Origin of the sequence: Hydrogenophaga sp. SL48 (genome assembly GCF_021729865.1) — a bacterium.
GTDB lineage: Bacteria > Pseudomonadota > Gammaproteobacteria > Burkholderiales > Burkholderiaceae_C > Hydrogenophaga.
This window is the reverse complement of sequence record NZ_CP063400.1, coordinates 493,503-507,464: the sequence shown is the minus strand read 5'-3', so window position 1 is coordinate 507,464 and position 13,962 is coordinate 493,503. Positions and strand designations below refer to the sequence as shown.

Genomic DNA, 13,962 nt, shown 5'->3' with positions numbered 1-13,962 from the left:
CCCATGCCAGACGCCCCCACCCCCAGACACGACACCACCCAGCGATCACTGGTCCTCGGGTCCACTTCGCGCTACCGCCGTGAGTTGCTCGACCGACTGCGCGTGCCCTTCGAAACCGCCAGCCCGGGCGTGGATGAAACCCCGACACCCGGCGAAGCACCACAGGCGCTCGCCCTGCGCCTGGCTTTGGCCAAGGCACGCGATGTGGCGCGACGGTACCCAGAGGCGGTCGTGATCGGCAGCGACCAGGTCGCCGATCTCGACGGTATGGCGCTGGGCAAACCCGGGACACACGAGCGCGCTGTCGCCCAGTTGCGCCGTATGCGCGGTCAGACGGTGATTTTTCAGACGGCGGTCGCCGTGGTTTGTCTGGCGAGCGGTTTTGAACAGGTCGATCTCGCGCCGGTCCGGGTGGTGTTTCGGACGTTGACGGACGCCGAGATCGAACGCTATCTGCTTGCCGAACGACCCTACGACTGCGCAGGGAGCGCCAAGAGCGAAGGCTTGGGGATCGCGCTGCTGGAGCGCATCGACAACGACGATCCCAGCGCTTTGGTGGGTCTACCGCTCATCCGCACCTGCCAGATGCTGCGCGCGGCAGGAGTGCAAATCCTGTGACCCAACTCTCTGTTGTGCCTGGCGTGCTGTATCTGGTGCCCACACCATTGGACTTTGGCTGCCTGACTGATGGTGAAATACCCGCCCCCATTGCGCAGTGCCTGCCAGGAGACACGTTGGCAATCGCCGCCCAGCTCACGCACTGGATCAGTGAAAACGCGAAAAGCACCCGGGCCTTCCTCAAGCGCGTGGAGGCGCTGAACGGCCTGGCCGCGCCACTTCAAGCGCAACACATCGCCGAGCTGCCGCGACAGGCTCACAAAAAGGGAGATCACACTCCAGCCACTTCCAGCGACGCCGAGGCACGAACCCTGTTGGCGCCCGCACGGTTGGGGCATGACATGGGCCTCGTGTGCGAAGCTGGCATGCCCGCGATCGCCGACCCGGGCAGTTCCATCGTGCGTGCCGCCCACGCCATGAACCTGGAGGTGCGGCCGCTCGCGGGCCCCATGTCGCTGATGCTGGCCTTGGCCGCCAGCGGCCTCAATGGCCAGGATTTCGCTTTCGTCGGCTACGTGCCCCAGGACCCGGCACAGCGCAGCCAGCGCCTGCGTGAACTGGAGGCGGTGGCACTCAAAACAGGGCAGACGCAGATCCTGATTGAAACGCCTTACAGGAACGCCGCCCTCCTTCAGGCCCTGCTGCAAAACCTGCACCCACACACCCGTCTTGCGGTGAGTTGCGGGCTGAGCCTGCCCCAGCAAAGCACGCGCAGCGCGCTCCTCAGCGAATGGAAAAACCGTGGGCTCGGAACGCAGCTTCCATTGAATCTGCCTGCGGTTTTCCTGATTGGGCGTTGAACGCCTCCCAGTGCGGATCAGCCCAGTGCGGCCCGCATGTGCGCGCGAACCGCGTCGCTCAGTTCGGGATTGGCCAAGGCCAGGTCGATGGTGGCCTGCAAGAAGCCCTCTTTGCTGCCGCAGTCGTAGCGGGTGCCTTCGTAGCGGTAGGCATACACCTTTTCGGTGCCGATCAGAGCGGCAATGCCATCGGTCAGCTGGATCTCGCCACCCGCGCCGCGAGGCTGGCGACGGATGCTCTCGAACACCGCCGGCGTGAGGATGTAGCGGCCCGCCACCGCCAGCGTCGACGGTGCGGCCTCGGGCAAAGGCTTTTCCACCATGCCGAAGACTTCGGCCACGGTGTCGATGACACCATGCACGTCCACCACACCATAGCGTCGGGTGTCCTCGCGCGGCACGTCCTGCACAGCCAGCACGGTGCCCGGGCTCTTTTCATAGGCCGCAACCATTTGCTGGAGCACAGAATGCCCCCCGACCTTGCCCACCATCAGGTCATCGGCCAGCAAAACCGCAAACGGGTCGTTGCCCACCACCCGCTCTGCGCACAGAACGGCATGGCCCAAGCCCAGCGGGCGAGGCTGGCGAATGAACACGCAGTCCATGTCGTCGGGCTTGATGTCGTGCACGATCTGGAGCAACTCGGTCTTGTTGCCACGCTCGAGTTCGTATTCGAGCTCGAAAGCCGCATCAAAATGATCACCGATGGCGCGCTTGTGGCGGCCCGTGATGAAGATCATTTCCCGTATGCCTGCCGCGTAGGCTTCGTCGACCGCGTACTGGATCAGCGGCTTGTCGACCACCGGCAGCATCTCTTTGGGAATGGCCTTGGTGGCGGGCAGGAAGCGCGTGCCCAAACCACCCACAGGAAAAACAGCTTTTTGAATTTTCATTGATCAACCCTGTTGTTACTTGAATCGGCTGCGGTTATCTAAGTTGCAGACCGGCCGCTCGAGCGGCCCTGAAAACGCCCTCACCCATGCTCACACCCAGCTCACGAGCAAGGCGCATGCCCACATTTTCCCGCTGGGTGTAGTCCACGATATCTTCCGCCTTGACAATTTCACGGGCCACATGGTCAAGACTGCCCAGACCGTCGGCCAAGCCCTGAGCCACCGCCTGCTGACCGCTCCAGACGAGTCCACTGAAGGTGTCCGGGGTTTCCTTGAGGCGCTCACCGCGCCCTTTCTTCACCACCTGGATGAACTGCGTGTGGATTTCGCTCAACATGGATTGCATGTGGGCATTCTGAGTAGCGTCCTGGGGGCTGAACGGATCGAGCATGCCTTTGTTGGTGCCCGCGGTCATCAAACGCCGCTCCACACCCAGTTTGTCCATCAGTCCGGTGAATCCAAAACCGTCCATGAGCACGCCGATGCTGCCCACAAGGCTGGCCTTGTCGACGTAGATTTCATCGGCCGAGGCAGCGATGTAGTAAGCGGCCGACGCGCAGGTCTCTTCCACCACCGCATACACCTTTTTATTGTGCAACGCCTTGAGTCGGGTGATCTCGTCGTTGATGATGCCAGCCTGCACCGGACTGCCGCCAGGTGAGTCGATCAACAGCACGATCGCCTGAGCGCCGCTGTCTTCAAAGGCGGAATGCAGAGAACTCACGACGTTCTCGGCGCTCGCTTCAGCACCCGAGGCAATTTCACCCTTGATGTCAATCACCGCCGTGTGCGGTGTGCTCACGGCATTGCCCATGTTCGCTTGACTGAACCACAGCCAGACAAAAAAGCCGATCAGTGCGAGCCACAACAGCCTTGAAAACAGCTTCCAGCGACGCACCGCCTGCTGCTCCCTGAGCGTGGCGAACACCAGCTTTTCAATGGTCTCGCGCTCCCACCCGGTATTTCCACGTGGCCCAACGGGCGAATGGGGAGAAAGATCCAAAGGGTCGTCGTTCATATGTACGCTGTTCAAAAAACCAGGGGTTGGAACGGGTATTGTGCCTGCCAGAACACCACGCCATCTCGCTCGACCAGTGGCACCGTGACCAGCCCTCCGCGACAGGGGCCACCACTGCAGGCCCCACTGGCTGGTTCGTACGTCGCGCCGTGGGTGGCGCACAGCAACCATTGCCCGCTGTCGTCAAAAAAGCGGTTGGGTTGCCAATCCATCTCCATGGCCACGTGCGCGCACCGGTTCAGGTAGGCATGGACTTGCCCTCGAAAACGGATCGCAAAAGCGCGACAACTTTGCCCGGCGTACATCACATCAAACGGCACCGCGACACCCCCGCTGACGAGGTCACGGCCATTGCACAAGGCCTGCAGGGCATCACCCTCGGTTGGATTCATGGTGCGGCGTCAAGCGTGTTGGTCCAGCCATTCGTGCAGTTCGCGAACCGAATGCGCAACGAAGCGTGGCGCGAGCGCTGCGAAGCCCCCTGGCTCGTGCGCGCCATAGCTGACACCGACACTCACACACCCCGCGTTGAGCGCCATCTGCAGGTCGTGGGTGGTGTCCCCAATCATCAAGGTGCGCCGGGGGTCCACGCCGAACTCGCGCATCAACTCTTGCAGCATCAACGGGCTGGGCTTGCCAGCGGTCTCGTCAGCGGTGCGAGAACCGTCGAACAACCCCTGCAACTCCACGGCGTGGAGAGCCTCGTCCAACCCGCGACGGCTCTTGCCTGTCGCCACGGCCAGCCAGTGATGGCGCGACTTGAGTCCCGACAACATCGGCAGCACGCCATCAAACAGGCTGATGTCGTTCTGGTGGGCCAGATAGTGATGCCGATAGCGCTCGCCCAACACCGGATATTGATCAGCGGGCACATCGGGTGCGGCGTGCGCCAGCGCCTGCATCAACCCAAGCCCGATCACGTAACTCGCCGCCTCATTGGTGGGCACGGTCCCGCCGACATCCCGAACCGCCGCCTGAATGCAGCGCACGATGATGGCGGTGGAGTCAAACAGGGTGCCGTCCCAGTCGAAGGCAATGAGGTCGAATTGGCGCGGGCGCATGGGTTGTGATGTGAAAAGGTGTTCAGATTATCGGTGGCGCGCCCAACAAAAAAGGCACCCGCAGGTGCCTTTTTCCGGTCGTTGGCGGGACTCAGATGCGGAAGCTCTCGATGTCCTTGCCCGCCGCCAGCGCCGCACGCACCCACTCGGGCTTGCGACCAGGGCCACCGGCCCAGAGTTCGCCATTCGGGCCCTTGTACTTCGCGGCCGCCTTGGATTTGGTCTTGGCAGGCTTCTTGGTGCCCGCCGCACCGCCCAAGTCGGCCACGGTGATGCCGTATTGCTTCATTTTCGCCTTGATGTCGGCGATGGCGGTCGACAATTCATCCTTGCGCGCCTGTTCGGCCTGCGTCATCAACGCTTGCGCCTGCGCCATCAGTTCGGTATATGTTGCCATTAGTTGTCCTTTATAGGTTCGGTTGACTTCCAACGATTGAGCGCCCTGTCGAGGCTCGGGCCAAATTCTAATACCAAATTCAGCTGTCCGCCCAAGTTTGCAACTCTGATGGCAATTCAGAATGTAACTCCAGTGATTCGCCAGAAATCGGATGCGTCAGCCTCAATCGCCAGGCATGCAAGAACATGCGTTTGAGCCCCACTCTGCCCAATAACCTGTTCAGTTCAAAGTCACCGTATTTGTCGTCACCGGCAATCGGATACCCTGCATGCGAAAGATGTACTCGGATCTGGTGCGTTCGCCCGGTCTTAATGGTGACTTCCAGCAACGTAAAGCCCAATGAACAGGCCCCCGATAACCCAACTGGCGCATCCAGCTGCTTGACCACCTTCACCAAGGTCACCGACTTCATCCCTTCCGGATCGTCCTTGCTGGTGACCCGAACGCGGCGCTCGCCGTCGGGCAACAGGTATTTGTGCAAGGGCTGATCCAGCACCTTGAGTTTGGCGGGCCAGACGCCTTTGACCAGCGCCAGATAGGTCTTGCCGGTTTCCCGTTCACGGAATTGGTCCTGCAACGCCTTGAGCGCGCTCTTCTTTTTGGCAATCAGGAGAATGCCGCTGGTTTCGCGGTCGAGCCGATGCACCAATTCGAGCAAGCGGGCCTGCGGTCGGGCCTGGCGCATTTGCTCGATCACGCCGAAACTGACGCCGCTGCCACCATGCACCGCCACCCCAGCGGGTTTGTCGATAGCGAGAAACGCCTCATCTTCATACACCACCGGAAATTCGCGCGCGGGCGCCGGGTGCGCGGCCTTTTCTTCCGCCCGCTCCGACAGGCGAATCGGTGGAATGCGCAATACATCACCTGCAACCACACGATCATCCGCCCCCACACGACCTTTGTTTCGTCGCACCTCGCCCGAGCGGATGATGCGGTAAATGTGGGTTTTGGGCACTCCCTTGAGCACCCGGATGAGGAAGTTGTCCAGCCGCTGGCCGGCCGACTCTTCATCGACCGTGAGGAACTGGACCGCCGCTGCGGACGAAATGGTGGGCTTGGAATTCAAGGAAAAACCGCTGGAAATACCGGCCACACCGACCGGGGGAGCGCACTATAATGCGCTGCACCAGTCGTGTGCTGTAAGTGATTGATTTCCTTGAGTTTAAGGCAGTCACCGCCAGCAGACTCCCCGAGCATCGGATGCCAGGGACCCGGCTGGAACAAGTTGCCACCCGCTGCACCCAAGTCTGGCTGCCGCTCCCGACGCCCTCTTTGATGAGGCTGGAGCCGCACCTCGACCAGGTGGAAGCATCGGGCGAAACCATCAGAAAACTGCGAACCCGAATACGGAATAACCCAATCGCCCAGCCAAGCTCCCCCTAGCGCCATTGACGCACAGGAGCCTGCTGGGTGAGGATGAAGTGAAGCCAGAGACCTCACCGGCGCGATCCATGTCCCAGACAGCCATCAAGCCCTCCCTGCTCACCCAAGTCCACGCGCCTACGCCCTGACCCGGCGGTTCGACGCGGCACACCCAGCGTGCCCCGCCTCGAACAACCCCACACACCCGGCCCATGCCGGGTGGGCACCGGGTCGGTGGCTCTCCGGCAGTTCCTCCCCCTCGTTCGCGCTTTTCCGCTGGTTCACGGCAGGTCGGTGCCTGGGTTCGTCCCAGCACCATGTCAGTGTCAGACCGAAGGAAACGCATCATGAAACGCATGCTGATCAACGCCACGCAGGCCGAAGAGCGCCGCCTGGCGATCGTGGACGGGCAAAAACTGCTCGACTACGAAATCGAAATCGAAGGGCGCGAACAGCGCAAGGGCAACATCTACAAGGCCGTCGTCACGCGCGTCGAGCCGTCGCTCGAAGCCTGCTTCGTGGACTACGGCGAAGACCGCCACGGATTCCTGCCGTTCAAGGAGATCTCGCGCCAGTACTTCCAGGGCAATGCCTCGCCTTCGCAGGCCCGCATCAACGACGTGATCAAGGAAGGCCAGGAGCTGCTGGTCCAGGTCGAAAAAGAAGAACGCGGCAACAAGGGCGCGGCGCTCACCACGTTCGTGAGCCTCGCCGGCCGCTACGTGGTGCTGATGCCCAACAACCCGCGCGGCGGTGGCGTGAGCCGCCGCATCGAAGGCGAAGACCGCCAGGAGCTCAAGCAGGCGCTGGACCAGCTCGAATACCCCAACGGCATGAGCATCATCGCCCGCACCGCTGGCATCGGTCGCGACGCACCCGAACTGCAGTGGGACCTGAACTACCTGCTCAAGCTGTGGACCGCCATCGACGGCGCCGCCAAGGGAGGCAAGGGCGCCTACCTGATCTACCAGGAATCCAGCCTGGTGATCCGCGCGATCCGCGACTACTTCAACAGCGACATCGGCGAGATCCTGATCGATACCGACGACATCTACGAACAGGCGCACCAGTTCATGAGCCACGTGATGCCGGAACACGGTCACCGCGTGAAGCGCTACCGTGACGACGCGCCGCTGTTCAGCCGCTTCCAGATCGAACACCAGATTGAAACCGCCTACAGCCGCACGGTGAACCTGCCTTCTGGCGGCGCCATCGTGATCGACCAGACCGAAGCACTGGTGGCGGTGGACGTGAACTCGGCACGCGCCATCAAGGGCGGCGACATCGAAGAGACCGCCACCCGCACCAACCTGGAAGCCGCTGACGAAGTGGCGCGCCAGGCCCGCCTGCGCGACCTCGGCGGCCTGATCGTGATCGACTTCATCGACATGGAAGAGTCGAAGAACCGTCGCGAAGTGGAAAACCGCCTGCGCGATGCGCTGCGCCAGGACCGTGCCCGAGTGCAGTTCGGTGCGATCAGCAAGTTCGGCCTGCTCGAAATGAGCCGCCAGCGCCTCAAGCCCATGCTGAGCGAAGGCTCGTCCATCCCCTGCCCGCGCTGCGGTGGTTCCGGCCACATCCGCGACACCGAAAGCTCGGCGCTGCAGATCCTGCGCATCATCCAGGAAGAGTCGCTCAAGGACAGCACGGCCGCCGTGCTGGTGCAGGTGCCGGTCGAAGTGGCCAGTTTCCTGCTGAACGAGAAGCGCACCGAGATCACCAAGATCGAACTCAAACAGCGCATCAACGTGCTGCTGGTGCCCAACAAGTCGCTGGACACGCCGAACTACAAGCTCGAACGCCTGAAGCACGACGACCCGCGCCTGGACAGCCTGGACGCCAGCTACAAGCTCGCCGATGAGCCGGACGAAGCCACCGGATTCACCCGCCGCAGCCAGGAACGCACCAACAAGCAGGAACCGGTGATCAAGGGCGTGCTGCCCGACGGTCCGGCACCTGTGGCCGCTCCCAAGCCGGAAGCACCGGTCGCCGTCGCTCAGGCACCCGTCGCCGTCGCGCCGGCGCCTGCACCCGTGCCCGCCGCCAAGGCCGCGCCGGCCGAACGGGGATTCTTCGGCTGGCTCAAAGACCTGTTTGGTGGCAGTGATGCGGCGGCTCCGGCTGCGGCGCCTGCAGCGGCAGTGCCCGCACCGGCACCCGTAGCGGACACCGGCACCCGTGACGCACGAGGAGAACCGCGTCGCGACGGTCGCGGTGCCCGCGGAGGCCGTTCCTCCGATGGCCGGGGTCCGCGTGAAGGTCGAGGCGAAGGCCGTGAAGGCCGAGAAGGCGGCCGTGGCCCACGCGGCGAAGGCCGCAACGGTGAAGTGCGTGGTGAAGGCCGCAATGGCGAGCGTCGCAACGAAAAACCGGTTGGCGAAGCCCGCATCGATGGCCGGGGCGAAGGTCAGGGTCGCCCAGAAGGTCAGAATCGCGGTGAAGGCCGCAACGGCAACCGTCGCGACAACCGTCGCGAGGCACCCGCTGTGGATGCGCCAGCGCTGGGCGTGTCTGCTCCGGTGGCGGAGACCAGCGAAGCGGCCGAAGGCCAGCGTCGCGAACGCCGGGGCCGTGGGGGCGACAACCGCCGCCGTCAATCCGAGGTCGAGGGCAACGAGGTCGCCGCGATCCATGACGCGGCCAACATCCCATCGCCCGAAGTGCAGGACAACCCGTCCGTCGTGGTGGGGACTGTCGAAGGAGATGCTGACAACGCCCAACGCGCACCTCGCGAGCGCCGCAGCCGTGATCGTTATGGCCGTGACCGCCGCGAACGTGCTCCACGCGAAGGGGACGTCGCTGAAGGCATCACCACCGTCGAGACACCCGTGGAAGCGCCGGCATTTTCAGCTCCGGAGGCCGAGGCCGACAGGCCGACACGCAGCTACTTCAGCCAGCCGGCGGCAGCTGAACCGGCATCACTGGCGCCCGTGATGGCCGAACCCGCCCCTGCCGCAGCGGTGGAGGTCGAGGCACCCCGTGCCGTCGCCCCCGTGATCGCCGAGGTGCCAAAGCCGGTCGCCGTTCGCGCTCCCATGGAGGCCCCAACCGCAGCAGCGTCCGTTCCCACCGCAGGCCTGCCCAAAGTGACGCCGTACACGCTGTCGATGGACGACCTCCACCAAGTCGCGCAGACGAGCGGTCTGGAGTGGGTCAACTCCAACGCCAGCAAGGTGGCCGAGGTTCAAGCCGCGATCGCGGCCGAACCCAAGCCCGTCCATGTGCCACGCGAACCCAAGCCGGTGGTGGTGGCTGACGAAGGTGCCCTGGTGTTGGTCGAGACCAGAAAAGACCTGAGCACGGTGACCCTGCCCTTCGAAGGCCGGTGATGCCGGAGGCCTGCGGCTGAACGAGGTCGCAGAGCAAAAAAAGCCGACCTTGGGGTCGGCTTTTTTACTTTGGGGGTCTCAACAGGTCCTGGAACACCTGCCCGGCCACAGACCAGAGATGCATCAGTCCGCCAGCAGCGCCGCCTTTTTCCAGGCCGCCTGCGCCGATGCTTCGTCGCCCCGTTCTTCAGCCAGCGTCGCCAGGGAACACCAAGTGCGCCGCAACAGTGCTGGCTCTCTCAGGCTGTGGCTGGCTTGACCGAGCAGCTGAGCAGCCTTGCCCCAAAGCTGGCGCTGCACACAGGCCTGGCCGGTCAGGTACTGAAGGTAGGCGTTGTTTGGCCACTGGCGTTGACTCTGCTCCAGGCGCGCGAGCCACGCAGCATCCAGCTGGGGCAGACCAGGCTCAAGTGCCTGGACCAGTTGACGCTGCTGAGTGGCGTCCAGCGTGGAAAAGCCTTGCCACACGGGTGCCAGCCAGGCACCGGACATCCCCACCGCCTGTTGTGAGGACGCCTCGCGGGCGTCGGTCGCGGCGATGCGGTTGGCGCGCTCGGCGGCTGCGAGCGCCAGCTCGGGCATGGCCCGCTCTGTGGCGTCCAGGCGCTCCCACACGGCCTTCAGCTGGGACAGGTCGTGCGCCTCGCGCAGCGCGTCCAGCGCCAGCCCGCGCACGATGCTCCGTGAGGCGTCCGGGGAGAACGCCCGGTGTTTGGCCAGCAGGCGCGCCGTTTCCAGTGCTTCGCTGGTGTCACCGCCAAGCCGGGCCACGCGCAGTTTGAGGCGCAGCGCCTGGATGCGCCGTCCTGCACCTTGCGGCAGTTCGGCCAGGTGACTGCGGGCGGCCTGCACGTCGCGGTCCTCCACCGCCCAGCGCACAGCACGCAACAAGGCGCCTTCACGCGCTTCCGGCGAGACTTTTGCCAGCTTGGGATGGAGTGCGGCCTGCAGGTGCTCGTCGCGCGCGCTGCGGTTTTGCAGCGACTGGGCCGCCTCGGCCACCAACAGGTGGGCCAGCAACTGCAGCTGCTGGCGACGCGGCCACTGGGCCGAGGGCTGGGCGTTGAGCTGCTCCAGCGCAGCCAGGCCGGCGGCCCGGGCCCGCACAAAACGGCCGGCCAGCAACTGCGCCAGCGCGTCCATCACGGAGCCCACAGCAGCACGCTCCAGCTGCTGGTTGCGCCAGCGCTGGGCCTGCAAAGGCAACTCCCTGAGCAAGGCGATGGCCCGCATGGCCAGGTACAGCAACACAAAGCCACCGATCAGGCAAAACAACACGAAGTTGAACGACACGTCGAACCGGTACGGTGGCCAGAACAATGTGACCATGGCCTGGTTGTGTCCCACGAGCAAGGCCAGTGCGACCGCCAGCGCAGCCAGCCCGAGCAACCAGAACACGCTGCGCATGGCGCCGGCCTGACGGTGTTGCTGGTTCATCAGCGCCCCCCGGCCGCCACCGCGAGCGCGGCCAGGCTCTCTTCGGGCTGAGGCAGCGCGACCACCACCAGTTCGGCACGCAACTGCGCCACCGCCGCCTGCGCAGCGGTGACCTCGGGCGCGGTGGTGTCGAAGTAACGCGAGAGCGCCGCGTCAATGCCTTTGAGGTCATCCTGCACCGAGTCCATCTGCCGGGCCAGCAGGCCGAGCCGCGCGTTGAGCAAGCGCAACTTGATGTTTTCCCTCAGGAAGAACGCCTGCTCGGGCGCCAGCAACGCGGCTTCAGGCCGGTCGATGCGACTCACCCTCACCAGCTCGCGACCACTGCGGGTGACGTCTTCCCACACCTGACGCCAGAACAAGGTCCATCGCTGCGCCACACGGTCCCAGCCCGTCAGCAACGGCTCCACCGGCTCGATGGGAGCTGGCGCATGGACCACCGGCTTCGGCGGGCGGCTGCCTGCGGGCGCTGGGGTGTCCTGGCGCGGCGCCATGACCTTGCGCGCCACGCCACGCGGCCCCATGTCGTTGGGAACCGGCCACTGGTCCACCCGGCGTGCCAGCTCGTCAAGGCGCTGCACCAGCGAAGGCACATCGGCCACCGCCGTGCCCCGGATGCGCTGCACATCGCGCGCAATCGCACGCTGCACGGGATTCAAACGCGGCTGGGCGGCTCGCGCGATGCGGGCGTCGGCGGCCTGCAAAGCGGCCAGCAAAGGCTGCACGCTGCCCGTGAGCTGCGTTTGCTGCTGCCCCAGACGGAGCGCAGACTCGATGTCCTGCACCAGGTTGTCATCGCGGGAACGCGAGAGCGCCAGCATCAACTCTTCAAGCTGGCTGCGCTGCAGACTCACCTCGGACAACTTCACCTCGGCCACCGCCAGGCGCGCCTGCAGTTCCTGCACCTGGGCCTCTGCCTGCGTTGCCAGAGCCCGGGTCTCGGTGGCCTGCGTGTCAGTGTCCTGGCTGCGGCGCGCGAGTTCTTTCTGGGTATCGCCCAGTTTCTGCCACGACAGACCGGCCATCATCAGCGCCAGCACCGACAAGACCATCGCAAAGGCCGTCAACCATGGACCGGCCCGGCGTGCAGGTGCCACCACCACCGGCGCCACGATCGGGTCGGGTGTTGTCACAGGCGGGGTGGATGGGATTTCGGGGGTGTCGGTGCTCATGAATGACTCCAAGCCGATTCTAGGGTGCCCAGCACATCCGACAGCGCGGGGCGACTGCCGATGACATGGGCAAAACCCGCTGCACGGGCCGAAGCCGCAATGCGCTCGTGGGTGCAGAGCGCGGTCGCGCGGGACCAGTCTGCCTGGGGCAACCCCTCGCTCAGATGGGCCAAAGCCTCCGAACTGCTGAAAAGCCAGAGTGCGCCAGCCGCGGTGCCCGCTTCGGCCTCGGCGCGCAGCTTGGGGGTCCAGCGGGGGGCATGGCGCTCGTAGGCGACACAGGCGTCGACCGTGGCACCCTGGGCCAGGCAGCGCTGGATCAACCAGTCCCGCCCGCTGCCGGCGGCCCCGTTTATCGCGTCCAGGGGCGCCGCGACCGACGCACCACGCACCACAAGCACGCGGGAACCAGAACGCACCTGTGAGGCCACCACGGGCCAGAGGTGTTCGGAATCAAACTGCGCGGCATCGGCCGGCGGGGCGTCAATGCAGGCAGGGCTCACGCCATGTTGCTGCAGCGCCTCGGCCAGCACACGGGCGGTGCCGGGCCCCGGCGCCCAGAATCGGGCGCCCGGCTCGGGCGTGGCCGACACCGGTACGGCCTGGGCAAAAAAGTGGTGCACCGCCGCCGGGCTGACGAACATCAATGCGGTCCAGTCGAGCCAGTGAGCACGCGCCTGATGCAGCGCTTCGAGGGTCTGTCGGTCCCGGGGTTCGACGATGTCGATCAGTGGCAAGGCCTGCACTGGCCATCCCCGCGCCAGCAGGGCGTCCACCCAGGCTTCGGCTTCGGCTGTGGGCCGCGTGACGAACAAGCGGGACCAGCGTTCAGGGGCCGGTCGCGGGCGGGACGGCACACTCAAGACCTCAGGCTCCCGGCGGCTGGACACCCGCCGCACGCAAGGCCTGCGCCACGCGCTGCCCCAGGGCTTCGGCCTGCGCCAGGGTGCCCACCGTCGTCTGCTGCCCCACACGCACGATGGGGCTGTGCCCCTCTGGATCGCCCCAGGCCGCGTCCAGACGCAGACTCTGCGGATCGTGGTCGTCCCACTGGGCAAAAGCCGCCAGGGGCATGGAGCAACTGCCCCCCATGGCTCGCGAGACGGTGCGCTCGGCAGCCACGCGCAGCCAGGTCGGCATGTGCACCAGCGGCGCCAGCGCGTCCACCAGATCGGTGCGGCCCGCTCGCACCTCGATGCCCAGCGCGCCCTGTCCGGCGGCGGGCAAGGATTGAGACGGCTCAAAGATGGTGCGGATCCGTTGTGACAGCCCCAGGCGCTTGAGCCCGGCTGCCGCCAGCACGATGGCCTGGTACTGACCTTCATCGAGCTTGCGCAAACGCGTGTCGAGGTTGCCGCGCAGGGGTTCGATGCGCACGTCCTGGCGACCGAGGGCGTCCAACGCTTCGCGCAACAGCACCAGGCGGCGCAGGCTGGAGGTGCCGACCACCGCGCCCGGCGGCAACTCGGCCAGCGACGCACACACCGGCGACACCCAGGCATCCCTAGGGTCCTCGCGCTCCATCACGCAAGCCAGCGCAAAGCCCTCGGGAAGGTCCATGGGCACGTCCTTGAGCGAGTGCACGGCGATGTCGGCACGGCCTTCTTCCAGCGCCACCTCCAGCTCTTTCACGAACAGGCCCTTGCCACCCACCTTGGACAGGCTGCGGTCCAGGATCTGGTCGCCCTGCGTGGTCATCCCCAGCAATTCGACGCGATGGCCCAAAGCTTGCAAGAGGGCTTTCACGTGTTCGGCCTGCCACAGCGCGAGACGGCTTTCGCGGGTTGCGATGGTGATGGACAGGCCGCTGGAAGAATTTGAAATGGGCACGGTAGGGAATCAAAAAAAGATCAAGCGGCACGGTTCATTTTC

Annotated in this window: 13 protein-coding genes; 3 read left to right on the top strand and 10 right to left on the bottom strand. The window is 65.0% G+C overall.

Annotated elements, in window-relative coordinates; all coding sequences use genetic code 11:
* Positions 1-3: 3 nt before the first annotated feature.
* Both IM738_RS02395 and IM738_RS02390 read left to right on the top strand, forming a co-directional pair.
* Entirely contained in the window at positions 4-618 is a 615-nt protein-coding gene (locus IM738_RS02395) for a Maf family nucleotide pyrophosphatase (protein ID WP_236964303.1), read from the top strand.
* The gene (locus IM738_RS02390; protein ID WP_236964302.1) at positions 615-1,418 is read left to right on the top strand and encodes an SAM-dependent methyltransferase; all 804 of its coding nucleotides are present in this window, start codon (positions 615-617) and stop codon (positions 1,416-1,418) included. The genes IM738_RS02395 and IM738_RS02390 overlap by 4 nt, the downstream gene beginning before the upstream one ends.
* Before the next feature lie 17 nt (positions 1,419-1,435).
* Here the strand turns inward: IM738_RS02390 and galU are convergent, their stop codons facing one another.
* From galU to IM738_RS02360, 6 genes are all read right to left on the bottom strand, one after another.
* Positions 1,436-2,311, bottom strand: coding sequence for a UTP--glucose-1-phosphate uridylyltransferase GalU (gene galU / locus IM738_RS02385; protein ID WP_236964301.1), 876 nt, complete (start codon positions 2,309-2,311; stop codon positions 1,436-1,438).
* Between the two features lie 34 nt (positions 2,312-2,345).
* The gene (locus IM738_RS02380) at positions 2,346-3,329 is read right to left on the bottom strand and encodes a S49 family peptidase (protein WP_236964300.1); all 984 of its coding nucleotides are present in this window, start codon (positions 3,327-3,329) and stop codon (positions 2,346-2,348) included.
* Positions 3,330-3,340: 11 nt separating this feature from the next.
* Positions 3,341-3,721, bottom strand: a complete 381-nt coding sequence (locus IM738_RS02375) for a Rieske (2Fe-2S) protein (protein ID WP_236964299.1) — start codon at positions 3,719-3,721, stop codon at positions 3,341-3,343.
* A gap of 9 nt (positions 3,722-3,730) precedes the next feature.
* Positions 3,731-4,390 (bottom strand): HAD family hydrolase, encoded by a 660-nt coding sequence (locus IM738_RS02370; protein ID WP_236964298.1) that lies wholly within the window; start codon positions 4,388-4,390, stop codon positions 3,731-3,733.
* Positions 4,391-4,481: 91 nt separating this feature from the next.
* Positions 4,482-4,787, bottom strand: coding sequence for an H-NS histone family protein (locus IM738_RS02365; RefSeq protein WP_236964297.1), 306 nt, complete (start codon positions 4,785-4,787; stop codon positions 4,482-4,484).
* Between the two features lie 79 nt (positions 4,788-4,866).
* The gene (locus IM738_RS02360) at positions 4,867-5,856 is read right to left on the bottom strand and encodes an RluA family pseudouridine synthase (RefSeq protein WP_236964296.1); all 990 of its coding nucleotides are present in this window, start codon (positions 5,854-5,856) and stop codon (positions 4,867-4,869) included.
* 643 nt (positions 5,857-6,499) lie between these two features.
* On the opposite strand from IM738_RS02360, the gene IM738_RS02355 reads away from it, so the two are divergent.
* A complete protein-coding gene (locus tag IM738_RS02355) occupies positions 6,500-9,481 on the top strand; it encodes an Rne/Rng family ribonuclease (protein ID WP_236964295.1) in 2,982 nt (993 codons plus the stop codon).
* Positions 9,482-9,604: 123 nt separating this feature from the next.
* Here IM738_RS02355 and IM738_RS02350 read toward each other — a convergent pair whose 3' ends face one another.
* From IM738_RS02350 to hemC, 4 genes are all read right to left on the bottom strand, one after another.
* Positions 9,605-10,888 carry a heme biosynthesis HemY N-terminal domain-containing protein gene (locus IM738_RS02350; protein ID WP_236966443.1) on the bottom strand — a complete coding sequence of 428 codons (1,284 nt, stop codon included), beginning with the start codon at positions 10,886-10,888 and terminating at the stop codon, positions 9,605-9,607.
* Positions 10,889-10,917: 29 nt separating this feature from the next.
* Positions 10,918-12,090 (bottom strand): uroporphyrinogen-III C-methyltransferase, encoded by a 1,173-nt coding sequence (locus tag IM738_RS02345; RefSeq protein WP_236964294.1) that lies wholly within the window; start codon positions 12,088-12,090, stop codon positions 10,918-10,920.
* A complete protein-coding gene (locus IM738_RS02340) occupies positions 12,087-12,866 on the bottom strand; it encodes a uroporphyrinogen-III synthase (RefSeq protein WP_336886546.1) in 780 nt (259 codons plus the stop codon). The genes IM738_RS02345 and IM738_RS02340 overlap by 4 nt, the downstream gene beginning before the upstream one ends.
* Positions 12,867-12,957: 91 nt before the next feature.
* Positions 12,958-13,914, bottom strand: a complete 957-nt coding sequence (gene hemC, locus IM738_RS02335; protein ID WP_236966442.1) for a hydroxymethylbilane synthase — start codon at positions 13,912-13,914, stop codon at positions 12,958-12,960.
* Positions 13,915-13,962: the final 48 nt, after the last annotated feature.